The 26,842-nt window shown below is 66.6% G+C and carries 22 protein-coding genes; 16 read left to right on the plus strand and 6 right to left on the minus strand.

What is annotated here, in order from left to right; all coding sequences use genetic code 11:
* Window positions 1-48: 48 nt before the first annotated feature.
* Complete coding sequence (locus M3A49_RS20005; RefSeq protein ID WP_266230372.1) at window positions 49-1,041, minus strand: fumarylacetoacetate hydrolase family protein; 993 nt, start codon at window positions 1,039-1,041, stop codon at window positions 49-51.
* A gap of 14 nt (window positions 1,042-1,055) precedes the next feature.
* Here M3A49_RS20005 and M3A49_RS20010 point away from each other — a divergent pair, with 14 nt between their 5' ends.
* The 7 genes from M3A49_RS20010 (at window position 1,056) to M3A49_RS20040 (ending at window position 9,759) form a co-directional block, all read left to right on the plus strand.
* Entirely contained in the window at window positions 1,056-2,075 is a 1,020-nt protein-coding gene (locus tag M3A49_RS20010) for an IclR family transcriptional regulator (protein WP_416338980.1), read from the plus strand.
* Window positions 2,076-2,191: 116 nt separating this feature from the next.
* Complete coding sequence (locus M3A49_RS20015; protein ID WP_416338981.1) at window positions 2,192-3,610, plus strand: DUF3108 domain-containing protein; 1,419 nt, start codon at window positions 2,192-2,194, stop codon at window positions 3,608-3,610.
* A 422-nt stretch (window positions 3,611-4,032) separates the two neighbouring features.
* Window positions 4,033-4,815 (plus strand): 3-oxoadipate enol-lactonase, encoded by a 783-nt coding sequence (gene pcaD / locus M3A49_RS20020; protein WP_254352593.1) that lies wholly within the window; start codon window positions 4,033-4,035, stop codon window positions 4,813-4,815.
* A gap of 181 nt (window positions 4,816-4,996) precedes the next feature.
* A complete protein-coding gene (locus M3A49_RS20025) occupies window positions 4,997-5,254 on the plus strand; it encodes a DUF3567 domain-containing protein (protein WP_028201771.1) in 258 nt (85 codons plus the stop codon).
* 203 nt (window positions 5,255-5,457) lie between these two features.
* Window positions 5,458-6,528 carry a homocysteine S-methyltransferase family protein gene (locus tag M3A49_RS20030; protein ID WP_266230374.1) on the plus strand — a complete coding sequence of 357 codons (1,071 nt, stop codon included), beginning with the start codon at window positions 5,458-5,460 and terminating at the stop codon, window positions 6,526-6,528.
* Between the two features lie 61 nt (window positions 6,529-6,589).
* Complete coding sequence (gene metH / locus M3A49_RS20035) at window positions 6,590-9,307, plus strand: methionine synthase (protein WP_266230376.1); 2,718 nt, start codon at window positions 6,590-6,592, stop codon at window positions 9,305-9,307.
* Window positions 9,308-9,555: 248 nt separating this feature from the next.
* Complete coding sequence (locus M3A49_RS20040) at window positions 9,556-9,759, plus strand: hypothetical protein (RefSeq protein WP_028201768.1); 204 nt, start codon at window positions 9,556-9,558, stop codon at window positions 9,757-9,759.
* A gap of 160 nt (window positions 9,760-9,919) precedes the next feature.
* Here the strand turns inward: M3A49_RS20040 and M3A49_RS20045 are convergent, their stop codons facing one another.
* Window positions 9,920-10,246, minus strand: coding sequence for a DUF1840 domain-containing protein (locus M3A49_RS20045; RefSeq protein WP_035512106.1), 327 nt, complete (start codon window positions 10,244-10,246; stop codon window positions 9,920-9,922).
* Window positions 10,247-10,604: 358 nt separating this feature from the next.
* On the opposite strand from M3A49_RS20045, the gene argS reads away from it, so the two are divergent.
* The 6 genes from argS (at window position 10,605) to M3A49_RS20075 (ending at window position 17,330) form a co-directional block, all read left to right on the plus strand.
* Window positions 10,605-12,389, plus strand: coding sequence for an arginine--tRNA ligase (argS, locus tag M3A49_RS20050; protein WP_266230379.1), 1,785 nt, complete (start codon window positions 10,605-10,607; stop codon window positions 12,387-12,389).
* A gap of 97 nt (window positions 12,390-12,486) precedes the next feature.
* Window positions 12,487-13,314: an SPOR domain-containing protein gene (locus M3A49_RS20055; protein ID WP_266230381.1), complete on the plus strand. Its 828-nt coding sequence runs from the start codon at window positions 12,487-12,489 to the stop codon at window positions 13,312-13,314.
* A gap of 204 nt (window positions 13,315-13,518) precedes the next feature.
* A complete protein-coding gene (locus tag M3A49_RS20060; RefSeq protein ID WP_254352598.1) occupies window positions 13,519-14,172 on the plus strand; it encodes a thiol:disulfide interchange protein DsbA/DsbL in 654 nt (217 codons plus the stop codon).
* A gap of 11 nt (window positions 14,173-14,183) precedes the next feature.
* On the plus strand, window positions 14,184-14,960 hold the full coding sequence (locus tag M3A49_RS20065) for an SDR family oxidoreductase (RefSeq protein WP_266230383.1): 777 nt from the start codon (window positions 14,184-14,186) through the stop codon (window positions 14,958-14,960).
* 178 nt (window positions 14,961-15,138) lie between these two features.
* Entirely contained in the window at window positions 15,139-16,761 is a 1,623-nt protein-coding gene (locus M3A49_RS20070) for an ABC transporter substrate-binding protein (RefSeq protein ID WP_266230385.1), read from the plus strand.
* Between the two features lie 242 nt (window positions 16,762-17,003).
* Complete coding sequence (locus M3A49_RS20075) at window positions 17,004-17,330, plus strand: hypothetical protein (protein WP_266230387.1); 327 nt, start codon at window positions 17,004-17,006, stop codon at window positions 17,328-17,330.
* Window positions 17,331-17,407: 77 nt separating this feature from the next.
* Here M3A49_RS20075 and M3A49_RS20080 read toward each other — a convergent pair whose 3' ends face one another.
* From M3A49_RS20080 to M3A49_RS20090, 3 genes are all read right to left on the minus strand, one after another.
* Window positions 17,408-18,418 (minus strand): sulfate ABC transporter substrate-binding protein, encoded by a 1,011-nt coding sequence (locus M3A49_RS20080; protein ID WP_266230389.1) that lies wholly within the window; start codon window positions 18,416-18,418, stop codon window positions 17,408-17,410.
* Window positions 18,419-18,591: 173 nt separating this feature from the next.
* The gene (fabI, locus tag M3A49_RS20085; protein WP_266230391.1) at window positions 18,592-19,371 is read right to left on the minus strand and encodes an enoyl-ACP reductase FabI; all 780 of its coding nucleotides are present in this window, start codon (window positions 19,369-19,371) and stop codon (window positions 18,592-18,594) included.
* 139 nt (window positions 19,372-19,510) lie between these two features.
* The gene (locus tag M3A49_RS20090; protein ID WP_323183224.1) at window positions 19,511-22,264 is read right to left on the minus strand and encodes a DUF3141 domain-containing protein; all 2,754 of its coding nucleotides are present in this window, start codon (window positions 22,262-22,264) and stop codon (window positions 19,511-19,513) included.
* Between the two features lie 495 nt (window positions 22,265-22,759).
* On the opposite strand from M3A49_RS20090, the gene M3A49_RS20095 reads away from it, so the two are divergent.
* Window positions 22,760-23,701: a bifunctional enoyl-CoA hydratase/phosphate acetyltransferase gene (locus M3A49_RS20095; protein ID WP_254352602.1), complete on the plus strand. Its 942-nt coding sequence runs from the start codon at window positions 22,760-22,762 to the stop codon at window positions 23,699-23,701.
* A 23-nt stretch (window positions 23,702-23,724) separates the two neighbouring features.
* A complete protein-coding gene (locus M3A49_RS20100) occupies window positions 23,725-24,954 on the plus strand; it encodes an acetate/propionate family kinase (protein WP_266230485.1) in 1,230 nt (409 codons plus the stop codon).
* Window positions 24,955-24,987: 33 nt separating this feature from the next.
* Here the strand turns inward: M3A49_RS20100 and M3A49_RS20105 are convergent, their stop codons facing one another.
* Window positions 24,988-25,599 carry an RBBP9/YdeN family alpha/beta hydrolase gene (locus M3A49_RS20105; RefSeq protein WP_254352604.1) on the minus strand — a complete coding sequence of 204 codons (612 nt, stop codon included), beginning with the start codon at window positions 25,597-25,599 and terminating at the stop codon, window positions 24,988-24,990.
* Window positions 25,600-25,867: 268 nt separating this feature from the next.
* Between M3A49_RS20105 and M3A49_RS20110 the strand changes: the two genes are divergently transcribed.
* The gene (locus M3A49_RS20110; protein WP_266230393.1) at window positions 25,868-26,815 is read left to right on the plus strand and encodes a 2-hydroxyacid dehydrogenase; all 948 of its coding nucleotides are present in this window, start codon (window positions 25,868-25,870) and stop codon (window positions 26,813-26,815) included.
* Window positions 26,816-26,842: the final 27 nt, after the last annotated feature.

Here is a 26,842-nt window from a genome sequence, read left to right on the forward strand (position 1 = left end):
CGCACGCGTGGCGCGCGGCATCCGGCGAAACCCTTCAGCGCCTGGGTGTCATGGCTCGCCGTGGAGCGACGCCACAGCCTGATCGATCGCGCCGAAAATCGACTTGCCCGCTTCGTCGAACATCTCGATCTTCACGCTGTCGCCGAACTTCATGAACTCGGTGCTCGCCTGTCCACTTTCGATCATTTCGAGGCAGCGCTTCTCGGCAATGCAGCAGTAGCCGCGCTTTGCGTCCTTGTTCGAGACCGTGCCCGAACCCACGATGGCGCCCGCGCGCAGATTGCGGGTTTTCGCAGCGTGCGCTATCAATTGGCCGAAGTGGAACACCATGTCCGTGCCGGCATCGGGCTGGCCGACCTTCTTGCCGTTCCAGTGCACGATGAGCGGCAGGTGCACGCGCCCTTCGCGCCAGTGCTCGCCGAGTTCGTCGGGCGTGACCATCACCGGTGCGAACGCGCTGGCCGGCTTGCTCTGGAAAAAGCCGAAGCCCTTCGCGAGTTCCGCGGGAATGAGGTTGCGCAGCGAGACGTCGTTGACGAGCGTGACGAGCCGCACGGCCCGCAGCGCTTCGTCGGGGCTCGCGCCCATCGGCACGTCGCCGGTCACGACGGCGACTTCGGCCTCGAAGTCGATGCCGAACGCTTCGGATGCGCACACGATGTCGTCGCAAGGCCCGATGAAGTCGTCGCTGCCGCCCTGGTACATGAGCGGGTCGGTCCAGAATTCGGCGGGCATCTCGGCGCCGCGCGCGCGCCGCACGAGTTCGACGTGATTCACGTACGACGAGCCATCCGCCCATTGGTACGCACGCGGCAGCGGCGCCATGCAATCGCGTGCGTCGAAGCTGAACGCGTTGCGCGCGCGCCCATAGTTGAGCGCGTCGTAGAGCTCGGCGAGCTGCGGCGCGTAGAAGCGCCAGTCGTCGAGCACGCGCTGCAGCGTGGGTGCGATCGCGTCGGCGATGGCGGCGCTGCGCAGGTCGCGGGAAACGACGATCAGCTGCCCGTCGCGGGTGCCGTCCTTCAGCGTGGCAAGTTTCATGGAATCAGACGTGAGTGACGATAAGGGAAATGTATTCTACGATGGTGAATCGGCGTGACCCAAACGGGCGCGCCGCATGCCCTCAGTTACCGTACAGTCGCCGTACGTTTGAACACTACAACGCATCCATGCCGCCAACCGTCCGATCCGCCTCGCCGCGCGCGAGCGCCCCAGACGCCCCGAACGCCGAAGATCTCGCCGACACCCTCGACACCGCCGACGCTGCGGAAGGCGCCGAAGCCGGCGAAGAAAAACTGCGCTCGGGCATCCAGTCGATCGAAGTGGGTTTTCGCCTGCTCGAAGTGCTCACCAGCGAGCCGCGCGCGATGATGCTGCGCGACCTCGCGCAGCGCGCGGGCATGAGCCCGGCAAAGGCGCACCGCTATCTCGTGAGCTTCATGCGCCTCGGCGTGGTGGCGCAGGACCCGCTCTCCGGACGCTACGAACTGGGCGGCTTCGCGTTGCAGCTTGGACTCGCGCGTCTCGCGCGCGTGGATGGCGTCAAGCTCGCGCGCCTCGCACTCACCGAATTGCGCGACGCGCTCGACATCACCGTGGGCATCGCCGTGTGGGGCAACCAGGGGCCGACCGTCGTGCACTGGCTGGAGTCGAGCCACCCCGCAAAAGCGTCGCTCAAGCTCGGCGACGTCATGCCGATGCTCAGTTCCGCCACGGGCCTGCTATTCGCCGCCTACCTGCCGCGCAGCAAGACCGCCCCGATGATCGAGCGCGAGCTCGCGGGCGCGCAGCACTACTCGTACGGCTCGACACCGCGCACGGCAGATGCGCTCGAACAGGCGCTCGCAGAAGTTCGCGAGCATGGTGCCGCCCGCGTGGAAGGCATGTTGCTGCCGACCATTCACGCGTTCTGCACACCCGTGTTCGACGCGAGCGGCGAACTCGCGCTGGGACTCATCGCGCTCGGTCACGAAGGAGCGTTCGATATCGCCTGGAACGGCGCCGTGGATACCGCGCTGCGCGCGTGCGCCGAGAAACTGTCGTACGAATTGGGGTACAGTCCCACGCCGCGCTGAGGGCTGTACGCCGGGCCCGCATCCATGTGACCCCGCTCGCACGCGTCTGCCTTTCTGCATGCACCCGGCGGGTTGTGTCACATTAACGTACGACCGATACCGCCCACGATCCGCCGATGTCCACGCCAGCCGCTCCGCGCGAGGCACGCCGCCTCGACACTGACTCACGCACGCCGCAGCCCATGCGCGCGTGGCGCTGGGTCGGTGTGTTCGTCGCGGTCACGGCGCTCCATTGGCTCGCGGCCGAATGGTTCACGCGGCATCACGGCGCGCCGCCGCCCGTCGCGCACGTGCGCGTACCGGTGCAAGTGGCGCTCCTCAAACCCGAGCGCATCGAGCGCGAGGCGAAGCCCGCGGGTCCTGCGGCGGCGGCGCATGCCGCGCCCAAACCGGCGCCCAGGCCCGCCGAGCCGCATGCGCTGCACGCGGTGACGCCGCCCAAACCGCACCCCAAGGCGCCGGCCTCGGCGCCGGATACGCAGGCGGCGTCCGCGCCCGCAGCCGCATCGCCAGCCAGCGCGAGCGCCGCCGGCACGAGCGGGACGGCAAGCACGGCGCCCGGCAACGGCAAGCAGCCTTCGGCACAAGCCACGCAAGCCACGCATGGGCTGAAATTTTCGGTGCCCCCATCGGGCGAGCTCCAGTACGACACGTTCTATAACGGTGTGCGCAATCAGCCCGGCACGATCCACTGGTCGAGCGATGGGCAACGCTACGAGATGGTCGTGCGTGTGCCCCTGCCCTTCGTCGGCGAGTTCAGCTGGACCAGCAAGGGCCACGTGGACGCCTTCGGCCTCGCGCCCGATCAGTACATCGAAAAGCGCGGCCATCGTCCTTCGGACGTGACGATTTTCAATCGCACCGACAAGCAGATCGTGTTCACGCGCACGCCCAACTCGCTCGCGCTGCCCGATGCCGCGCAGGACCGCTTCAGCATGGTGATGCAGCTCGCGAGCCTCGTGCGCGGCGACCCCGACGCGTACAAGCCGGGCGTCACGCGCGAGTTCTATGTCGCGGACAACGACAGCGGTGAGACCTGGCCCATCACCACGATCGGCGACGAAACCGTGAGCACGGATCATGGCTACGTCACAGCGCGCCACTTCATGCGTCTGCCGCGCCGCGAGGGCGACAAGCGGCGCATCGACGTGTGGCTCGCGCAGTCGCTAGGCTGGTTGCCCGTGCGCCTCGTGCAAACCGAACCGAATGGCAACCAGTTCGAACTGGTGTGGCGCGGCGCGCTCACGGTGCCGAGCGCGACGAACGCACCCGCGTCGGCGCCCGACTCCGCAGCGGCCGCGACCGCCACGACGCCCAGCGCCGCGCCCGAGACAACATCGGCACAATCCGAAACGCCGGAAGCTGCGCCTGCTTCTGCGCCTGCTGCGTCACAACCGGAACCGCAACCGTCTGCGCAGCCGGCGCCACCCGCCAATATGCAGACAGAAACGCCAACAGAATCACCGCCGCAACCGTCGACAGACGACGCGCAACCCTCACCCGCGTCGCCGGGCCCGGCGCCCGAGCATCCCTGAGCGCGCAACCGCACGCACCGCTCGATCCGGACGGCCCGCTTCGCAACACAAATTCGCGAAATAGCGCATACTGGAATCGAGCCATGTGTCAAGGATCGCAAGGCATTGCGCGCACTACGAAGGCCCAAGAAAAACAAGCAGACGAAACACGGCAGCAACACACCGCGCGCAAACAACGGACCAGCGAACGCACCAGCAAACGGACCAGCACGGACAAACCGATACAACGCTGCACAAGACGGACAAAATCGGCTCGACACAATAAACGGCGCAGCAACCAGGGACGCGACACACAAGCTAACGAACATCGCATCGCGCATCGTCTGCGCGCCCCAGGCGCGTGGATTGCTCCATCAGCATCGCGTGCATGCAGTACCTCGCAAACGGCTTGACTCCCAGCCTGGAAGGCGAAGGAGGAACCCATGCAAGTGACTGTCAATGGCATCGATACGCACTATGTCTTCGACGACAGGAGCGGTGGGTCCGCGCTGGCGTTCATTCACCAACTGGGCGGCGACCTTGGCGTGTGGGACACGCTCGCCGGACATTTCCGCCATCGCCACAGCGTGCTGCGCTATGACGTGCGCGGCCACGGTGGGAGCGCCGTCGCGAGCGAGCCCTTCGGCTTCGCAGAACTCGCTGCCGACCTCGATGCGCTTTTCGACGCAACCGGCATCGAGCATGCGCATCTCGTCGGCATGTCGATGGGCGGCATGATTGCGCAGCAGTTCGCGCTCGATTACTCCGAACGCGTGACGACGCTCACGCTTTGCGACACGGCAAGCCATACGCCGCCTCAAGCGCGCGAAACGTGGAACGAACGCGCCGCCACGGTACGCAGCGAGGGTCTCGGGGCGCTCGTCGACGCGACGATGGCGCGCTGGTTCACCGCCGACTTCCGGCACACGCATGCGCCGACTGTCGAGCGGATTTGTGACGTTTTATTACGGACCCCTTCAGAAGGCTATGCGATGGCTTGCGAGGCGCTACGCGATTTCGACGTGGAAAACAGGCTCGCGCAACTGCGCGTGCCGACGCTCGCAGTGGCGGGCCGCCACGACAGCGGCACGCCGATGGCCGTGACGCAGGCCCTTGCAAGAGCAATAGAAGGGTCGCATTTCGTGGTGCTCGATGCCGCGCATCTGGCCCCGGTAGAGGAGTCGCACCGTTTCACCGCGTTGCTCGAAACGTTTCTCAAACAGTAGGTCTAAGCAGTTCGAAGTAAAAGCATCGTGGCAGTGGCAGCAGACGCAGTTGAGAAGTGAAGTAAAAAAGGGAGAGCAGTCCACATAAGAGGTGATGCGGGACCCACCCCTTGAATTCCAGAACGAACGCTCCATGTATTGACCGAGAAGGTCGGGGAGCACAGGAAAAAGGAGTGTCGCCATGCAAATGATCTACAACAGTCCCAACTATTGCGTTGTCGAGTTCCCACCGCAGGACGGCCATAGCGCCATGCGCGCAGGCGGCTACGAGATCGTCGACAAAAACGCGCGCCGCGAGATCTTCATCGATGGCGTGATGGCGGCACGTTTTCGCGAAGACGTGCAAAAGCTGATGGACGAAGACCAGTCTCTCGACGAAGTCGACGAATTCCTCGGACAGTTCGACAGCCTCATGCAGCAACCCGTCGTGCTTCACTGACGCTAGCGCACCCCGCGGCACTCAACGCGCAGCGTCCTTCACACGAAACCCCGTCCGGCTTGGCCGGCCGGGGTTTTCTTTTGGCCGTCCGGCACGCGCCATAGCGGTTGCCGGCACGCGACGCCGCCCGCAGCGGAGCGTTGCCGCAGCGGCTACAATGTGGGGTTTCCCAGTTCAACCGGCACCACGCCCGCCCGCGATCCATGAACCAGCCCGCAGCCCTTGCCTCGCGTCCCGCCGGGGACGCCAAATACACGCGCGGCGCAGCGCTTCCCGCGCTGCTCGCCTCGCGTATCGTGATCCTCGACGGCGCGATGGGCACGATGATCCAGCGCTACAAGCTCGACGAAGCCGCCTACCGCGGCGAGCGCTTCAAGGACTACCCGCGCGATATCAAGGGCAATAACGAACTGCTCTCGCTCACGCAGCCGCAGATCATCAGCGAGATTCACGAGCAGTATCTCGCGGCGGGCGCGGACATCATCGAGACCAACACGTTCGGCGCGACCACGGTGGCCCAGGACGACTACGGCATGGGCGAACTGGCCATCGAGATGAACGTCGAGTCGGCGAAGCTCGCGCGCGCCGCCTGCGACAAGTATTCGTCGCCGGACAAGCCGCGCTTCGCCGCGGGCGCGATCGGGCCGACGCCGAAAACGGCGAGCATCTCGCCCGACGTGAACGATCCGGGCGCGCGCAACGTGACGTTCGAGGAACTGCGCCGTGCGTACTACGAGCAGGCGAAGGCGCTCATGGACGGCGGCTGCGACCTCTTCCTCGTTGAGACGATCTTCGACACGCTCAACGCCAAGGCCGCGCTGTTCGCGCTCGACCAGCTCTTCGAAGACACGGGCGAGAATCTGCCGATCATGATCTCGGGCACCGTCACCGACGCCTCGGGCCGCATTCTCTCGGGCCAGACTGTCGAAGCGTTCTGGAACTCGCTGCGTCACGCGAAGCCGCTCACGTTCGGTCTGAACTGCGCGCTGGGCGCGGCGCTCATGCGCCCGTACATCGCCGAGCTTGCGAAGCTCTGCGACACCTACGTTTCGTGCTATCCGAACGCGGGCCTGCCCAACCCGATGAGCGACACGGGCTTCGACGAAAGGCCCGCCGATACGTCGGCACTGCTCAAGGAATTCGCGAGCGCCGGTCTCGTGAACGTGGCGGGCGGCTGCTGCGGCACGACGCCCGAGCACATCGCGGCCATTGCCCGCGCGCTCGCAGAGATCAAGCCGCGCCGCTGGCCCGGCCAGTATCGCGACGCCGCCTGACGGCAAGTTCGATCGCTGCTTCCGAGTCCCGCTCCAACCACACACGATCCGGTCCCACGCCATGACTGACCATACCCTGCGCCTTTCCGGCCTCGAGCCCTTCAACGTGACCGACGGCACGCTGTTCATCAACGTGGGCGAGCGCACCAACGTGACCGGCTCGAAGGCTTTCGCGCGGATGATTCTCAACGGCCAGTTCGACGAGGCGCTCGCGGTTGCGCGGCAGCAGGTCGAAAACGGCGCGCAGGTCATCGACGTCAACATGGACGAAGCCATGCTCGACTCGAAGGCGGCGATGGTGCGCTTCATGAACCTGATCGCCTCCGAGCCCGACATCGCGCGCGTGCCGATCATGATCGACTCGTCGAAGTGGGAGGTGATCGAAGCGGGCCTGCAGTGCGTGCAGGGAAAGGCCATCGTCAACTCGATCTCGCTCAAGGAAGGCAAGGAGCAGTTCGTGCATCACGCGAAGCTCATTCGCCGCTATGGCGCGGCGAGCGTCGTGATGGCCTTCGATGAGAAGGGCCAGGCCGACACTTACGCGCGCAAGACCGAGATCTGCAAGCGCTCCTACGACATCCTCGTGAACGAAGTGGGCTTCCCGCCTGAGGACATCATCTTCGACCCGAACATCTTCGCGGTGGCGACCGGCATCGAGGAGCACAACAACTACGCGGTGGACTTCATCGAAGCCACGCGCTGGATCAAGCAGAACCTGCCCTACGCGAAGATCAGCGGCGGCGTGTCGAACGTGTCGTTTTCGTTCCGCGGCAACGACCCGGTGCGCGAGGCGATCCACACCGTGTTCCTCTACTACGCCATTCAGGCGGGCATGGACATGGGCATCGTGAACGCGGGCCAGCTCGGCGTGTACGCCGACCTCGACGCGGAGCTGCGCGAGCGCGTGGAAGACGTGGTGCTCAACCGCCGCGACGACGCCACCGACCGTCTGCTCGAGATCGCCGACAAGTTCAAGACCGGCGCCGCGAAGAAGGAAGAAAACCTCGAGTGGCGCAACCAGGGCGTGGAAAAGCGTCTCGCGCACGCACTCGTGCTCGGCATCACGAACTTCATTGTCGAGGACACCGAAGAAGCGCGCGTGAAGATCATGGGTGCCGGCGGCCGCCCGATCAACGTGATCGAAGGCCCGCTCATGGACGGCATGAACATCGTCGGCGACCTGTTCGGCCAGGGCAAGATGTTCCTGCCGCAGGTGGTGAAATCGGCGCGCGTGATGAAGCAGGCCGTGGCGCACCTGATTCCGTTCATCGAGGAAGAAAAGCGCCTGCTCGCCGAAACGGGCGCCGACGTGCGCGCGAAGGGCAAGATCGTCATCGCGACCGTGAAGGGCGACGTGCACGACATTGGCAAGAACATCGTGTCGGTGGTGCTCCAGTGCAATAACTTCGAAGTGGTCAACATGGGCGTGATGGTCCCGTGCAACGAGATCCTCGCGAAGGCCAAGGTCGAAGGCGCGGATATCGTCGGCCTCTCGGGGCTGATTACGCCGTCGCTCGAGGAAATGGCCTATGTTGCGAGCGAAATGCAGCGTGACGACTACTTCCGCATCAAGAAGATTCCGCTGCTGATCGGCGGCGCGACCACCTCGCGCGTGCATACGGCCGTGAAGATCGCGCCGCACTACGAAGGTCCGGTCGTGTACGTGCCGGACGCGTCGCGTTCGGTTTCCGTGGCGTCGAGCCTGCTTTCGGACGAAGGCGCAGCGAAGTACCTCGACGAACTCAAGGCCGACTACGAGCGCATCCGCGACCAGCACGCCAACAAGAAGGCCACGCCGCTCGTGACGCTCGAAGAAGCGCGCGCGAACAAGACGAAGATCGACTGGGCGAATTTCCAGCCCGTGAAGCCGAAGTTCATCGGCCGCCGCGTGTTCAAGAACTTCGACTTGAACGAGCTCGCGAATTACATCGACTGGGGTCCGTTCTTCCAGACGTGGGATCTCGCCGGCCCCTATCCGCAGATTCTCAACGACGAGATCGTGGGCGAGTCGGCGCGCCGCGTCTTTTCCGACGCGAAGTCGATGCTTGCGCGCCTGATTCAAGGCCGCTGGCTGCACGCCAACGGCGTGATCGCGCTGTTGCCCGCAAACACGGTGAACGACGACGACATCGAGATCTATACCGACGAGTCGCGCAGCGAAGTCGCGCTCACGTGGCGCAACCTGCGCCAGCAGTCGGTGCGCCCGGTGGTGGACGGCGTGATGCGCCCGAACCGCTCGCTCGCCGACTTCATCGCGCCGAAGGACTCGGGCGTGGCGGACTATATCGGCATGTTCGCGGTGACGGCGGGCATTGGCGTGGATGTGAAGGAAGCGCAGTTCGAGAAGGACCACGACGACTACAGCGCGATCATGCTCAAGGCGCTCGCGGACCGCTTCGCGGAAGCGTTCGCCGAAGCTTTGCACGCACGCGTGCGCCGCGATCTGTGGGGCTATGCAGCCAGCGAAACGCTCGACAACGACGCGCTGATCGCCGAAAAGTACGCGGGCATTCGCCCGGCGCCTGGCTACCCGGCCTGCCCGGATCACCTCGTGAAGCGCGACATGTTCGACTTCCTGCAGGCGGGCGAGGTCGGCATGAGCGTGACGGAATCGCTCGCCATGCTGCCGGCTGCGAGCGTTTCGGGCTTCTATCTCGCGCACCCGGACAGCACCTATTTCTCGGTGGGCAAGATCGGCCAGGACCAGCTCGCCGACTATGCAAAGCGTATGTCGCTCTCCGACGCGGACGCCCGCCGCGCGCTCGCGCCGCAGCTCTAAGCCGCACGGCGCGCCGCCCCGGGCGGCGCGCTTTCTCCCGTCGCGCTACCCCCTGTTGTCGCCGCCCGACATACGCCATCCGGCAAGGTGAAGATTACGCGCGCGCGATTTTTCGGCTTTGTAATATGGCCCGGCAAGACCCGGTATCACCTGCATGACGCCCGGCCACATGCGGCAACGCCGCGCCGGCTCGATCATCAGCAAATCCTTAAAACGCAAAATCGAAGCAACCTCGACGGAGAAATCGTATGAAGAAGCTGATGTTGATGTTGACCGCCTTCGGCGTCGCGGCGCTTGCGCAGCCGTCGTTCGCCCAGCCGGCCGCGCCGGAGCAGGCGAGCCCGGCGACGTCGTATTCGGCGCCCACCGAAAAGCACGTGAAGAAGCCGAAGAAAAAGAAGATGAAGAAGTCGGAGGCTTCCGCTGCCGAACCGGCGGCCGCCAGCGAGTAAGGCGAGCCGAAGGTGAACAAAAACAAAGAGCCCGCAACCTTGCGGGCTCTTTGCTTTGGAACATCGAATCGGGTGGGGCAACCAGAGCGCCCTCACAGGCTGGCCGGCACGCGCCATGGCGACAGCGCAGCCCCACGCCCAGTCACGTCAGGTACGGACCTCAAATGCCCCACAGAACGTCGTTGTCTTCCTTCTTCGCGGCGCGCAGCATATCGAGGAACGGAAAGGCGCGTTGCGCGAGGCCGACCGGCAGTTCGTGATGCACCCGGTCATCCTCGCCTTCGTGAAAGTGGCCTTCCTGCTCGTGACGGTCCTTCTTGTCCGTGGCGATGGCCGCTTCGAGCTTGGTGATGGCGGTGTCGAGTTCGTCGTGGGTAATGACGCCGCGCGGGCCGAGCCGCTTGCCGATGATGCCGAGAAGGTATTGTGCGAGGTTCTCCAGCATCGTGACGTCAGGCGCCGCGTGACACTTAAAAGTAACCAGCATGTCTGTTCCCTTTATGATTTTTTGGATCTGCGCGTGACGTTCCGGCCTGCGAAGCCAGACGAGCCAAGGCGACCCATGTCGCGCTACCTCATTTCACATATTAGCACCTGCTAAAATCCGTCAGGACGGAATTACCCGCAGGGTGCGGCGACCGGACGTTCTGGCATCAGGGACGCCGCCACGCCGCCTGCCGCAACGAGGCCCCCCGTGCATTGGCGCATGGCAGGAGGCCCGCCGCGAGGCTGGCGCCCTCACCCGTATTCGGCGGTCGGCGCCGGCAAGCCAGGGGCCATGCCCCGGGTTACGCCCCCAGGCGCCGGCCCCGCATCCCATTACCCGCACAGGACTTGCAACCAGCATGCTGCCCGCACAGAAACACACCCTGGAGACCCTGCTCGCGCAAGCCGTAGCCCAAGTGGCGAAGGCCGCCGAAGGCGCGAGCGAAGCCGCATTCGTCGTGCCCGCGATCACGCTCGAGCGCCCGAAGGTCGCAGCCCACGGCGACGTCGCCTGCAACGTCGCGATGCAACTCGCCAAGCCCATGCGCGCGAACCCGCGCCAGCTCGCCCAGCAGATCGTCGACGCCGTGCTCGCCCAGCCCGAGGCCGCAGGCCTCGTCGAGGCAGCCGAAGTGGCCGGCCCCGGCTTCATCAACCTGCGTCTCACCGCCAACGCGAAGCGCGCCGTGATCGGCGCCGTGTTCGAGCAGGGCGAGGCATTCGGCCGCTCGCAGCGCGAAGCCGGCAAGCGCGTGCTCGTCGAGTTCGTCTCGGCGAACCCCACGGGCCCGCTGCACGTGGGCCACGGCCGCCAGGCCGCGCTCGGCGACGCCATCTCGAATGTGCTTGCCTCGCAGGGCTATGACGTACATCGCGAGTTCTACTACAACGACGCCGGCGTGCAGATCGGCAACCTCGCCGTCTCCACCCAGGCGCGCGCGCGCGGCTTCAAGCCCGGCGACGCCGAATGGCCCGAGGCCGCCTACAACGGCGAATACATCGCCGACATCGCGCGCGACTACCTCGCGGGCGAAACCGTCGCGGCCAAGGACGGCGAGCCCGTCACGGGCGAGAAGGATCCCGGGAACCTCGAGGCGATCCGCCGCTTCGCCGTGGCCTATCTGCGCCACGAGCAGGATCTCGACCTGCAGGCGTTCGGCGTGAAGTTCGACCGCTACTACCTCGAGTCGTCGCTGTACACGGAAGGCCGCGTCGAGAAGACCGTCGAGGCGCTGGTCGCGTCGGGGCAGTCCTACGAGCAGGAAGGCGCGCTGTGGCTCAAGACCACCGACTACGGCGACGACAAGGACCGCGTGATGCGCAAGTCCGACGGCACCTACACCTACTTCCTGCCCGACGTGGCCTACCACGTCACCAAGTGGGAGCGCGGCTTCACGAAGGTCATCAACGTTCAGGGCTCCGACCACCACGGCACCATCGCGCGCGTGCGCGCGGGCCTGCAGGCGCTCGGCATCGGCATTCCGAAGGGCTATCCCGACTACGTGCTGCACAAGATGGTCACGGTGATGCGCGACGGCCAGGAGGTGAAGATCTCCAAGCGCGCGGGCAGCTACGTGACGGTGCGCGACCTGATCGAATGGTCGGGCGGCGCGAATCCGGGCAGCGAAGTCTCGCCCGACCTGCTCGACGAGGCGACCATCCGCCGCGGCCGCGACGCCGTGCGCTTTTTCCTCATCTCGCGCAAGGCCGACACCGAATTCGTGTTCGACATCGACCTCGCGCTGAAGGAAAACGACGAAAACCCGGTGTACTACGTGCAGTACGCGCATGCGCGCATCTCGTCGATTCTCGGCGACTGGCAGGGCAAGTTCGGCGGCGATCCGGCCGCGCTGCCCAAGGTCGAGCTCGCGCCGCTTGCGAGCGAGCGAGCGCTCGCGCTCATCGCAAAACTCGGCGAATTCCCCGACATGCTCACGCATGCGGCCAGCGAACTCGCGCCGCACGCGGTGGCGTTCTACCTGCGCGAACTCGCCGCTGAGTTTCACTCGTTCTACAATGCCGAACGCGTTCTCGTCGACGACGTCGCCGAACGCGACGCCCGCGTCGCCCTCCTCGCGGCCACGCGCCGGGTGCTCGCGAACGGCCTGGCCGTGATCGGCGTGTCCGCGCCGGAGCGCATGTAACGAGACGCGCGAGACCCGCGCGCAGCAGCTTGTATGGGGCCGCCGCCTCGCGCGGACGGCCATTCCAGGATTCTCTTGTTTGCAGGTGATTCAGACGATGGCAAAACCGCGCCGCACTACAAAACAGCAGTCGAAGCAGTCCGGGGGAACCTTTCTCGGCATCGTGCTGGGCCTGATCGTCGGCCTTGCGATCGCGGTGGTGGTGGCGCTCTACATCACGCGCGCGCCCACGCCGTTCGTCTCGAAGGTCGCGCCGCCGGCCGCCTCCGACGTCAGCCAGAACAACGGGCAGGTCGACCCGAACCGCGCGCTGCAGGGCAAGTCGCCGGGCCAGCCGGTGCCGCAGGCCGCGCAAAGCACGCCGCCCAACACGGCGCCGGGCCAGACCACGAACCAGTCGCAGTCCTCGGGCATGCTCGAAGAGCCGCAGATCGTGGAAGTGCCGCCCTCGGGTTCGAACAGCAACTCCGCCAATAACAACGGCGTGGCGGTCGCGCCGCAACCGTCGACGGGTGAAAACGTCACGAGCGGCACGGCGATCGCGAAGAAGCCGCAGTCGGCCAGCAACGCGACGAGCAACCCCGCGCAGATCCTCGCGAACAACCAGCCGCAGAAGCCCGCCAACGCGGTGCCGGCGCCCCCGGCCGCCAAGCCCGGCAGCGTCGCGCCCACACCGGGCGACGCCAACACCGGCTACTTCCTGCAGGTGGGCGCGTACAAGACCTCGGGCGACGCCGAGCAGCAGCGCGCGCGCCTCGCGTTCCAGGGGTTCGAGTCGAAGGTGACGCAGCGCGACGCCGGCGGCGTGACGTACTACCGTGTGCGCATCGGTCCGTTCACGAAGTTCGACGATATGAACTCGACGCGTCAGCGCCTGTCCGACGCCGGTATCGATACGGCCGTCATCCGCTTCACGAAGCAGTAATCGCCGTCCGCGCCGCGCACCGCGCGCCCGCCCACCGAAGCCGCAGCAGAGCGGCAATCGCGTGAGGCCGGGCCGCGGCGCGCGGCCCGGCGTCCGTCAACAAGCAACACCCGCGCAGCACCCGCACGCGCCAGCTTCGCGCCAACGGCGTCCCGCGGCAGACAACCGGCCGCCGCCGGTCCAAGAACAGTGGATTCCTACGCCATGAAACGACTTCTCGGTACGCTTTTTCTCTCGCTTTCGCTGATCGCCGGTGTGGCCCACGCCTCGGCCGAGGCACCCGTGGCCGGCAAGGACTACACGGTCCTGAAGGCGCCCCAGGCGCTCGACGTGCCCGCGGGCAAGATCGAAGTAATCGAGTTCTTCTGGTACGGCTGCCCGCACTGCAATGCGTTCGACCCGTATCTCGAAGCGTGGATCAAGAAGCAGGGCCCGGACGTCGTATTCAAGCGCGTGCCGGTGGCGTTCCGTGACGATTTCATCCCGCACTCGAAGATGTACTACGCGCTCGACGCGCTCGGCCTCGCCCAGAAGCTCACGCCGGTCGTGTTCCACGAAATCCACGTGAACAAGAACTACCTGCTCACGCCGGAAGACCAGGCGAAGTTCCTCGCCACGCAAGGCGTGGATGCGAAGAAGTACATGGAAGCGTACAACTCGTTCTCGACGCAGAGCGCGCTGCAGCGCGACAAGGCCCTGCTCGACGCCTACAAGATCGACGGCGTGCCGACCATCGCCATCCAGGGCAAATACGAAACCGGCCCGGCCATGGTCCAGGGTCCGGAAGACAAGGCGCTGCCGGGCACGGCCCAGGTGATGGACTTCATCATCTCGCAGATCCGCGCGAAGAAAATGTGAGGGTTAGCGCCATGCAAGACGCGCCACTGAAGGTCTTCATCACCGGCGCGTCGAGCGGCATTGGCGCCGCGCTCGCAGCCGTTTACGCGCGGCAGGGCGCCGTTCTCGGGCTCGTCGCGCGCCGCGGCGAGGCCCTTGCCGGCTTCCGGCAGTCCCACCCCCATCACCCCATCTCCATCTATCCCGCCGACGTGCGCGACGCCGATGCGCTCGCCGCCGCCGCGCGCGACTTCATCGCCCAGCACGGCATGCCCGACATCGTGATCGCCAATGCGGGCGTGAGCCGCGGCGTGCTGACGGGCGAAGGCGATCTCGCCACGTTCCGCGACGTGATGGACACCAACTACTTCGGCATGGTCGCCACCTTTGAGCCGTTCGCCTCGGCGATGGCGCAGGCAAGACGCGGCACGCTCGTGGGCATCGCGAGCGTGGCCGGCGTGCGCGGGCTGCCGGGCTCGGGCGCCTATAGCGCCTCGAAGGCCGCGGCGCTCGCCTATCTCGAAGCGCTGCGCGTGGAAATGCGCCCGTTCGGCGTGCCCGTGGTCACCATCGCGCCAGGCTACATCCGCACGCCGATGACGGCGAAGAACCCCTACCGCATGCCCTTCCTGATGGACGCGGACCAGTTCGCCGCGAAGACCGCGCAAGCGATCGCGCGCGGCACGTCGTTCGCGGTGTTCCCCTGGCCGATGCGCGTGGCCGCCACGATGCTGCGCGCGCTGCCGCGCTGGGTCTACGACCGCGTGTTCGAAAAGGCGCCCCGCAAGCCGCGCACGGCGAGCCACTGAGCCGCACCGGCTCGCCACACGGCGCCTCCATGCCATATGGGTATGTGGATTAAATTGTTGTCTCGGCAATTTCCCTTCGATAAGCTTGGCTCGTCCGGGCGCCCTTCTGAGCCTTCTCGCCTCTCCTGAATCGAACAAAACGGGGCGCCGCCCGCCACCGAAGAACCACGGAGATCCCATGCGCTTCACCTCGCCCACCGCGCGCACGCTTGCGCCTGCTTTCGTGCTCGCGGCCGCGCTTGGCGCCGCGTTCGCGGCCACGACCGCGCTCGCCAAACCGCTGACGGTCTGCACCGAGTCGAGTCCCGACGGCTTCGACGTCGTGCAGTTCAACTCGCTCGTCACGACCAACGCGTCGGCCGACGTCATCTTCAATTCGCTCGTGGCTTACGACGAAGCGCAGAAGAAGGTCGTGCCCGCGCTCGCGGACAAGTGGGAAGTGAGCGCCGACGGCCTGACCTACACGTTCCATTTGCGCCCCGACGTGGCGTTCCAGACGACCGAATGGTTCAAGCCCACGCGTACGCTCAACGCCGACGACGTGGTCTTCACGTTCGATCGCATGCTCGACGCGAACAATCCGTGGCACAAGGTGGCCGGCGCGAGCGGCTTCCCGCACGCGCAGTCGATGGGCCTCGTGAAGCTCGTGAAGGCGGTCACGAAGGTCGACGCAAACACGGTGAAGTTCGAGCTCAACGAGCCGAACGCCACGTTCCTCTCGATCCTCACGATGGGCTTCGCGTCGATCTACTCCTCCGAGTACGCCGACCAGTTGCTCAAGGCCGGCAAGCAGGTCGACCTCAACGCGAAGCCGGTGGGCACGGGCCCGTTCGTGCTCAGGAGCTACACGAAGGACGCGGTGATCCGCTACGACGTGAACCCGACCTACTGGGGGCCGAAACCGAAGGCGGACCGCCTGATCTACGCGATCACACCCGACGCCGCCGTGCGCGCGCAGAAGGTGAAGGCCGGCGAATGCCAGATCGCGCTCTCGCCCAAGCCCCAGGACGTGGCTTCGGCGAAGGACGACAAGTCGCTCAAAGTGGTGGAGACGCCCGCGTTCATGACGGCGTTCGTCGCGCTCAATACGCAGAAGAAGCCACTCGACAACCAGAAGGTGCGCCAGGCGCTGAACATGGCGTTCGACCGCACGACGTACCTGAAGGCGATTTTCGACAACACCGCCACGCCCGCGACGAACCCCTGGCCGCCCATCACCTGGGGCTACGACAAGTCGATCCAGCCGTATCCGTATGACCCGGCGAAGGCGAAACAGCTGCTCGCCGACGCGGGCTTCCCCAACGGCTTCGCGACGACGATCTGGGTGCGGCCGAACGGCAGCGTGCTGAACCCGAACCCGCGCGCGGGCGCGGAGCTTTTGCAGGCCGATTTCGCGAAGATCGGCGTGAAGGCGGAGATCAAGGTGATCGAGTGGGGCGAGCTGATCAAGCAGGCGAAGCAAGGCCAGCACGACACGCTCTTCATGGGCTGGGCCGGCGACAATGGCGACCCCGACAACTATCTCTCGCCGCTCTTTAGCTGCAATGCGGTGCAGTCGGGCATCAACTTCGCGCGCTTTTGCGATCCGCAACTCGACAAGCTGATCGCCGAAGGCAAGGCCACCGCCGACCAGGCCAAGCGCGTGAAGCTCTACGAAGCCGCCCAGCAGATCATCCACAACGAGGCGCTGTGGATTCCGCTTGGCTACCCGACCGCCGCCGCCATCACGCGCACGAACGTGAGCGGCTATCAGGTGAGTCCGTTCGGACGGCAGAACTTCGCGAGCGTCGTGGTGCAGTAATGGCGGGAGCATGCCGGGCGTTCGCGCCCGGCGCGCCGATTACAGACCTGCCCCGACGATCACGAATTGAAACACGCCCACCTGCGCCAAACATGCGGGAAGCCCGCCGCAGGCGGGCGAGCGCCCTTTCCTCTCATTACCGCCGGTAAAATTCGCGCGCAGTTTGTTGCAGTTTGGTAACTCAAGCCGCCGAGCGCCCAGCTACATTGAAGCCATCGAATCTTCAACCGAAGGGGCTCAAAATGAAAACCAAACTCTTTGCCGCGCTGGGTGCTGGAGCGCTAGTCCTGGCCGCCTCGCAAACCGCGATGGCCGGTGTGGTAGTCGGCCTGAACGTCGGCGTGCCCGCTCCGGTTTATGTTGCACCGGCGCCGGTGTATGTCGCGCCGCAGCCCGTGTATGTCGCGCCGCAGCCCGTTTATGTCGCGCCGCGTCCGGTCTACGTCGCGCCGCCCGTGCGCGTGGCCTACGCGCCGGCTGTCGTGGTCGGCTGGCACGGCGACCGCTACTGGGACGGCCGTCGCTGGTACGGCCGCAACGAATGGCATGGCCGTCGCGGCTGGTACTAAATCCGCAGCCTGAATGCAGAGCGCCTCGCAAATTGCGAGGCGCTTTTTTTACGCGGTGTCGTTACGTCGCGCCCGGATTACTTGCGGTCTGCGACGATCTGATCGAACGTGCCGCCATCGGCGAAATGCGTCGCCTGCGCGTTCTGCCAGCTGCCAAACACCTGCTCGACCGTGAAGGTCTTGATCGGCTTGAACTCGTTTGCGTGCCTCGCGAGCACCGCGGCATCGCGCGGACGCAGATGGTGCTGCGCGATGATCTCCTGCGCGGCGGGCGAATACAGATAGTCGAGATACGCCTGCGCGCTCTTGCGCGTGCCGCGCTTGTCCACGACCTTGTCGACGATCGTCACCGGCGGCTCCGCCAGCAGACTCACCGAGGGATAGACGGCTTCGAAGTCCTTCGCACCCACGCCCGTATCGATGAGCGCCACTTCGTTTTCGAAGGTCACGAGCACGTCGCCGATACCGCGCTGCGTGAAGGTCGTCGTGGCGCCCCGGCCGCCCGCGTCCAGCACCGGCACGTTCTTCAGGAGCGCGCGTTCGAAGTCGAGCGCCTGGGCGTCGCTCGCGCCCTGCTGTTTGCGGTAGCCCCACGCGGCCAGATACGCATAGCGTCCATTGCCCGACGTCTTCGGGTTGGCGATCACGACCTGCAAGCCAGGTTTGGCGAGATCGTCCCAGTCCTTGATGTGTTTGGGGTTGCCTTTGCGCACGAGGAACACCATCGTCGTCGTATAGGGCGCGCTCGCGTCGGGCAGGCGCGTGCGCCAGTTGGCGGGCACGAGATGACCCTGCTGCGCGAGCAGGTCGATGTCGTTGGGCTGGTTCATCGTCACGACATCGGCTTGCAGGCCTTGCAGCACCGAGAGCGCCTGCGCGCTCGACGCGCCGTGCGACTGCTTGATCGACAGGGTCTCGCCGGTCTTCTTCTGATAGTCGGCGATGAAGCTCGCGTTGATGTCCTTGTACAGCTCGCGCGTCACGTCGTACGAGACATTCAGCAACGACGTTTCGGCGTGCGCCGCCGCTGCACTCAATGCGATGATGCCCGCGCCGAGCCAGCGCGCCGTGCGTCCCAAACCTGCCATGGTGATCCCCGTCTGTCGTTGAAAGGCGTTTCGACCTGCCTGCATGATTTTCGTAAGCAGACCGAACGCTCGATTCTAGCGAGCCGGGGCGCACGGCTTATACCGATGCGAGCTTTGCTTTGCGGCTTTCGTGCTAAGGCCTGTTCACGCTAATAACAGGCCTTGGCGCATTGTTACGCCATGATGTGCGCGCCGCCGTCGATATACACGGTGTTGCCGCTCATGCGGCGGGCGTAGCGCGTGGCGAGATACGCGGTCGCGTAGCCCACGTCCATGATGTCGACGAGTTCGCCGAGCGGCGCGCGCTCCACGGCCTCGGCGAGCATGCGGTCGAAGTCGGGCAGCCCCGAGGCCGCGCGCGTCTTGAGCGGCCCAGGCGAGATCGCGTGCACGCGGATGCCGATCGGCCCGAGTTCGTACGCAAGATAGCGGCATGACGCTTCGAGCGCCGCCTTCACCGGGCCCATCAGGTTGTAGCTGGGCACGACGCGGTTCGCGCCGTCGTAGCTCATCGCGAAGAGCGTGCCGCCGTGCGGCATGAGCGGCACGGCGCGCTTCGCCATGCGGATGAACGAGTGGCACGACACGTCCATCGCATACGCGAAACCCTGCGCCGACGAATCGAGCAGGCCGCCCTGCAGATCCTCTTTCGGCGCATAGGCGATGGAATGCAGCACGATGTCGAGCGCGCCCCACGTTTCGCGCACGGCGTCGAATACAGCGTCGAGCTGGCCGTCTTCCTCGACGTTCAATGGCAGCAGCAATTGCGCCCCCAGTTCGTTGGCGAGCGGCTCGACGTAGGGCTTGGCCTTGTCGTTGAGATAGGTGATGGCGAGTTGCGCACCGAGATCGGCGAACGCGCGGGCGCAGCCGTAAGCGATCGAATCGGCGTTCGCCACGCCGGTGACGAGCGCGCGCATGCCGGCAAGCGGCCGTTCGGGAGGAGTATGCATGGCTGACCTCGCAGTGGAAGACGGCCGGTGATGGCCGCGGATGCAGTTGCCGATCTGGCTGCCGGTGTGTGGACCTCAAAACGACGCGCCGCATCGGCGGGGATGCGGCGCGTCCGGGGTGCCACGGGATTGGGCTTCGTTACTCGCTCGCGCTGCGCGTCGCGCGGCGGCGCGTGGCCGTCGTGCCCGCGGCCCGCGTGGCGGTGGGCGTCGATGCCGCGCGCGAGCGGCGCGCCGCCGTCTTGGCGGCAGCGGGCGCCTTCTTCGCTTCGGCCGGTTCCGCGGTCTTCACCTTCACGCCGGCGCGCGCCGCGCGCATGGGTTTCGCGGACGCGGCGTGTTCGCCCGCAGCGGCAGCCTTCGCGCGGGAGGACTTCGCGGGAGCCGCCGGGGCTTCAGCTTCAGGTTCCGCAGCTTGCGCGGCGGAGGATGCCTTGACGCCCTGTTCCGCGCTGCCGTCGCCAGCCGTACCGCCGCCGGCGCCCGAAACACCCCCGCCCTCCGACGACGACCCGCCGCCGTCGAGCGGCGGCAGTCCCGTCTTCTCGCTGCCCGGCTCGACGCCCAGCGCGCGCTGCACGTGGCGATAGCGCTCGCGCCGCTCGCCTTCGAGCGGCCCGGACACGGTCGCGATGCGGTACACGGCCGCGAGCAGCGCGCGGCGCAACTTCATGTCGGGCACGATCTCGGGCAGCGCGTCGATCGCGGCCTGCGGATCGAGCTGCACGATCGCGCCCTGGCGGCGCGCCGCTTCCTTGAGTTCGGCGATGCTCGGCTGGCGATCGCCGAGATACTCGCGCGCGAGTTCGCGCATGCGCTGGAACGGGCGGTACTGCACGGTATGCATTTCGTCGACGATGTACGCGGCGATGCGCATGAACGCGTCGACGAGCGTGCCTTTCGTGAGATGCGCGCGCGCCGCGCGCAGGCGGTACTGCGCGAGCTCCTTGCGCAGCGCCATGAGCGGCGGCGCGATGGGCTCGAGCGGCTCGTTCGGCGTCACGCCCACCCAGGCCTGCACCCACGGCGCGGTGTAGACGTTGTAGAACGTGCTCTCGATCCAGGCATCGCGCGCGTCGCGGTACGCGTCCCACGAAGCCTCGATGGTCGCCGAAGTCTGCTTCTCGAGCAGCGTGAACGGATTGTCGGACGCGGTCGGCTTGCGATTGCTGCGCACCGCTTCGGCCATGGCGGGCAGCACGCCGAGCGCCGGGTTCGCGTCGCTCATCACGCTGCGCTCCACGCGCGACGGATGCGACTCGCGCAGCGCGTGCGCGCTGAACGCATTGGTCGACGCGCGCACAAACGGCGAAACGAACAGGTCGTAGAGACGCTGGTTGTTCTCCGCGAAGCGGCGCACCACTTCGAAGGGCTGCTCGTCGTCGCGGCCGTCGTCGAGCGCGAGAATGTCTTCGATGGTGCGGCGCTCGAAGCGGATCTCGTAGCGCCCTTCGAGCGCTTCGAGGCGCCCGGCTTCCGGCGTCGAGTCGGTAATCTTCGCTTCGTAGAGGCCCGGCGGCAGCACGTCGATCAGGTCGAGCGCCGAGAATAGTTCGGTGTGTTCCTTATTGGCCACGCTCGCCGAAACGAAGATGCCCAGGTGCCCCACCTTGTCGTGCAGGCAGTACACGATCACCTGCTCGTTGGCGACGATCTCGTCGACGCTCGCATACAGGTCGGGAATCCAGTTGAGCGCCTGCTGCGGCGGCGTGATGTTGTCGCCCCACGAGGCGAGCACGATGATCGGCGTGCGGATGTTGCGCAGGTCCACCGGCGAGCGCGCGTTCTTCGCGAACACCTCGTTGCGCGTGAGGTGGTTGCCCACGAACAGGTTCTGCACGATCCAGTCGATCTCGGCGCGGTTCAGCTGGAAATGGCCGCCCCACCAGCGCTCGAATTCGAGGAAGCGCTCACGCTCGGAATCGACCCTCGAGTAGAGGTTGTAGAGCTTGCCCCAGTATGTGTTGGCCGGGTTGAGGTACTCGAAGTTCTGCACGAGATACGCGCCGTCGAAGCGGCCGTCGCCCAGGTCCGCGGCGAGCGAGGACATCCACGAGCCGCCCAGCATGCCGCCCGAATAGCGCATGGGATTCTTGCCGCGCACGCCGGCCCAGTACGAGAGCGGCGAGCCCGCGAGCATGAGCGGGCCGACCAGCGCGGGCGCGGAAGCCGCGAGCAGCGCCGCGGCCCAGCCGCCCTGGCAGTTGCCGATGATGAACGGCAGGCCGTCCGCGTCCGGATGCAGCTCGCGCACGCGTTGCACGAACACACCTTCGGCCTGCGCGACCGACTGGATCGTCTGCGTTTCGCAGGGCACCGGGAAGAAGGTCACGAAATAGCACGGGTGGCCCTTGCGCAACGCGATGCCGACTTCGCTGTCCATCTTGAACCCGGCAATGCCGGGGCCGTGGCCCGCACGCGGATCGATCACGACGAAGGGACGCATGCGCGGGTCGGTCGGCACGCCCTCTTCGGGCTTGATGCGCAGGAGCGCGTAGTTGCACGGATCGTCGAGTTCGCGGCCGTCGACGATCACTTCGTAGTCGAACGCGAGCACCGGCGGCATGCCGGCCTGCTCGTGCACGTAAGTCTGGTTGCCGCGCTCGCGCAGCACGTCGAGGAACAGCACGCTGCGCTGCCAGGCGTCGTAGAGGTAGTCGTAGAGCGGCTGCGCGGCCGTCGGCGCGGCCTGCGCCGATTCGATTGCCTGGTTCACTGCCGAAGACACGGCCGAAGCCGCCTCGATCAGCGGCGTCTGGGGCGATGACTCCTCGTCGGATGCGCCCGCGAGGGGCCAGAAAGGCGCAAAGGGCCAGAAAGACGTGCCCGATGCGAGCGTGGGCAGAAACGAAAACGGCGACGAAACGAGCGGCGAGGAGGTGGGAACTGCCACGAGACGAATCTCCTTTAAGGGAGCACCCGCCCGCCTCGCGGCAAGCAGGCGCCAGGCCGGCGCGGGCCGTGGACGCACGCCTTCACGACGAATGGCGCGCGGGGCCTGGCCGCTGCCCCTCTGCTGCCGCCCTCACAGCGGCGGCATTGCGGGCAACGGGGCCGGCAAAAGATATTCGCGGCCGCATGCGCGCTTCGTGCGCCTCGCGACCGCGACGTGAAAAGAGCCAGATCATGTTGCACTGCGGCATCTAAAAACTTAGGCGTCAGCCTTGCGAAAGTCAAGGTTCGCGCCGGCCCTCGGGGCCTACCCGATGATCGCAACGCCCTGTGAACGAAGCATGACAGCCGCGACTGCCGGGCCTGAGCGCGACGCGTCACGATGCCGCGCCGGCCTGGCGTGCATCCAGCCGACTGGCTCATTCGCGCTGGTCTACACTGTTACGGCTTTGCGCGCCGCAGCATGGTCCAGATGGACGCCCTAGTGGAGACCGCCATGACTTCATCGCCCGACAAGTATTCGGTTCTGCTCGCCCGTTGCGGCGGCCTCGCGCCCGTGCCCACCGCCGTGGCGCATCCCTGTGACGTGTCCTCGCTCACCGGGGCGCTCGACGCCGCGAACCTCGGCTTGATCGTGCCGATCCTCGTCGGCCCCGAGGCGAAGATCCGCGCGGTGGCCGAGGAAGCCGACCTGCGCCTCGATGGCATCACCCTCATCGACGCGCCGCACAGCCACGCCGCCGCCGAACTCGCGGTGCGCGCCGTGCGCGAGGGCGAGGCCGAACTGCTCATGAAGGGCAGCCTGCACAGCGACGAACTGCTTCACGAAGTCGCGCTCGGCGCCAATGGCCTGCGCACCGAGCGGCGCCTCTCGCACGTGTTCGCGATGGACGTGCCCTCGTACCACAAGCCGCTTTTCATCACCGATGCGGCCGTCAACATCTTCCCCAAGCTTGCCGACAAGGCCGACATCGTGCGCAACGCGATCGACCTCGTGCAGTCGCTGGGCGTAGGCACGCCCAAGGTCGCCATTCTCGGCGCCGTGGAAACCGTGTCCGAAAAGATGCCCTCCACCATCGACGCCGCCGCGCTCTGCAAGATGGCCGACCGCGGCCAGATCACGGGCGGCCTGCTCGATGGCCCGCTCGCCTTCGACAACGCGATCAGCGCCGAAGCCGCGCGCATCAAGGGCATCCACTCGCCTGTTGCAGGCGACCCCGACATCCTGCTCGTGCCCGACCTCGAAGCGGGCAACATGCTCGCCAAGCAGCTCACCTTCCTCGCCGGCGCGGAAGCGGCCGGCATCGTCCTCGGCGCGCGCGTGCCGATCATCCTCACGAGCCGCGCCGACAGCGTGCGCTCGCGCATCGGCAGTTGCGCAATCGCCGTACTGCTCGCGCATGCGCGGCGCGCGCGCAAAGCCACGGAGATCCTGTGAGCAGCGTCCAAGCCCAGCCGGCCATGGAAGGCCATGTCGTGCTCGTCGTGAATGCGGGTTCGTCGAGCATCAAGTGTTCGGTGTTTCGCGTGATCGAAGACGACCACGTGGAGGGCGGCGCGCGCGCGCTGCATGGCGCGGGCGGGCAGATCGAGGGCATCGGCGTCGCACCGCGCGTGGTCGCGCATATGGCCGACGGGCGCCTGATCGTCGACGAGAAGTTTCCGGTCGCCCAGGTCGCCAATCACGACGCCGCGTTTCGGCTCCTGCGCCTCGTGCTCGCCGTGGGCCTGCGCGACACGCCGCCCGCCGCGATCGGTCACCGCGTGGTGCACGGCGGCGCGCGCTACGCCGACGCGGTGCTCATCGACGACGAAGTGATCCAGGAGCTCGACTCGCTCACGCCGCTCGCGCCCCTGCATCAGCCGCACAATCTCGCCGCGATTCGCGCGGTGCGCCAGGCCGCGCCCGAGCTGCCGCAGGTGGCGTGCTTCGACACCGCGTTCCACGCGGGCAACGACATCATGGCGCAGCTCTTCGCGCTGCCGTACAGCTATTACGGCGAGGGCGTGCGGCGCTATGGCTTTCACGGTCTCTCGTACGAGTACATCGCCAGGCACCTGCATCAGGTCGCGCCCGACGTTGCGCGCGGGCGCGTGGTCGTCGCGCATCTGGGCAACGGCGCGAGCCTGTGCGCGATGAAGGACGGCAAGAGCGTCGAGACCACCATGGGCCTCACCGCGCTCGACGGCCTGCCCATGGGCACCCGCTGCGGCGCGCTCGACGCGGGCGCCGTGCTCTGGATGATGGCGAAGGGCATGGACTACCACGCCATCGAGAAGGTGCTGTATCAGGAGTCGGGCCTCAAGGGCCTGTCGGGCCTGAGCAGCGACATGCGCGAACTGCTCGCGAGCGGCAGCGACCGGGCGAGGCTCGCGATCGACTTCTATACGTATCGCATCGCGCAGGACGTGGGCAAGCTCGCCGTGGTGCTGGGCGGGCTCGACGCGCTCGTGTTCACGGCGGGCATCGGCGAGCACGCCGCGCCCGTTCGCGCACAGGTGTGCGAGCGGCTCGCGCCGGTTTTCGGCACCGTGCTCGACGCGCAAGTCAACGAGGTGGGCAGCAGTAACGGCAACGAGCGCGTGAGCGCGCGCGAAAGCCGCGTTCCCGTTTTCGCGATCCGCACCGACGAAGAAGGGATGATCGCGCTCCATACGGCACGGTTGTTGCGGGCGGCGCTCAGGCACTGAGCGGGCCTACGCTGCGGTTCGCTGCGCCTCACCTCAGGCGTACGCCGGACCGCCCTGGTCGAATGCCGCGTCGCGCAACCGCCCCGGCGCTGCGCCATGGACGAGCGTATCGACGAAATACTTCGCGCGCGGCCACGGCCCGAAGCCGGCCGCCGTGTTGATGTGCCCTGCATCGCCGAGATTCACGAACGTGCTGCCCAGTTGCTGCGAGAGCGCGCGGGCGCCTTCGAGCGGCATCCACGGATCGGTTTCGCTGCCGATGAGGATGGACGGCACGGGCAGCTGCCGCGCCTCGAACGCGCCGGCAAAGCGGAATTTCTCGGGACTCGCGGGCGCGACGAACAGCACGCCGGCAATGTCTGCGCCGCTCTCCCCCAGCACGCCCGTGTGCAGCGCATGCGCCGCCACGAGGCAGCCGAAGCTGTGCGCGGCCAGCAGGAACGGCCCGCGCTCGCCGGCGAGCCGCCGCGCGAGCCCCGCGCCCCAGACCGCGAGATCGGGCGCGTCCCAGTCGTCCTGCTCCGCGCGCAGCGAGCGCGCGAACTGGCGTTCGAGCCAGCTCTGCCAGTGAGCGCCGTCGCTGCCGTGCAGGCCCGGCACGGTGACGAGGCGGGGCGGCCAACGCATTTGCGCGCACGAAAGCATGATTTTTTCCTCGCTGGAACACGGCGTGAATCGATTGTGGCCAGCGAGCCGCATGCGCCGAACCAATTTTTTTTGCTTAGCTTTTCGGCGCCCCCACCGCGGTCCGGCGCGGGACACGCCGCGCTCAGGCGCGTCGCGATTTGCCCGGCGGCCACGGGCCTGAAAAAGTAGAATGGTGCCGGTGCACGCGGCTCTGGCGAGCCGCACGCAACGCAACAGCGCGTATGTTCGAGCCGCACCGCCGTTACCAGGGACAGGTTCACCCATCATGAAAATCATTTTCTGGTTCCCGCAGACCGACGCCTCCACGTGGCTCCACGGCCTCGCGCGCGCCCTGCCCGATGCCGAGTTGCGCGAGTGGCAACCCGGCGACACCGACCCCGCCGATTACGCGGTCGTCTGGCACCCGCCGCGCGAACTCTTCGGCGTGCCAGGGCTTCGGGCCATCTTCAATCTGGGCGCGGGCGTCGACGCGATCCTCGCCCACGAACGCGAGCGGCCGGGCACGCTGCCCGGCACCGCGATGCTCGTGCGGCTGGAAGACTCGGGCATGGGCCGGCAGATGAGCGAGTACGTGCAGCATGCCGTGCTGCGCTACCTGCGCCGCTTCGACGACTACGCGCTCGCGCAGGCGCGCCGTGAATGGCACGTGCTCGCACCGCATCCGCACGAAACCTTCACGGTGGGCGTGCTCGGCCTGGGCGTACTCGGCGCGCAGGTCGCGCACGCGGTTGCCTCGCTCGGCGTGCCGGTGCGCGGCTTTTCGCGCAGCATGAAGACGATCGAGGGCATCGAAACGTATTCGGGCGAGTTGCACGGCGAGCAGTTCGACGCCTTCCTCGACGGCGTGAAGCTGCTCGTGAACCTGCTGCCCGCCACGCCCGACACCGAAAGCGTGCTCAATGCGCGCACCTTCGGCAAGCTCTCGCGCGGCGCGTATCTCGTGAACGTGGCGCGCGGCACGCATCTGGACGAGCAGGACCTGCTCGACGCGCTGGCCAACGGCACGCTCGCGGCGGCGACACTCGACGTGTTCCGCGAAGAGCCGTTGCCGCCCGATCACCTGTTCTGGCGCGAGCCGCGCATCACGATCACGCCGCACAGTTCGGCGCTCACGTTGCGCGACGAAGCGATCTCGCAGGTCGCCGACAAGATCGGCGCGCTGGCTCGCGGCGAGACCGTGAGCGGCGTGGTGCATGTCGGGCGCGGTTACTGAACATCGGCAAATCGCATCGGAACATCG

The organism is Paraburkholderia sp. CNPSo 3076 (genome assembly GCF_026343935.1).
Classification (GTDB): Bacteria; Pseudomonadota; Gammaproteobacteria; order Burkholderiales; family Burkholderiaceae; genus Paraburkholderia; species Paraburkholderia nodosa.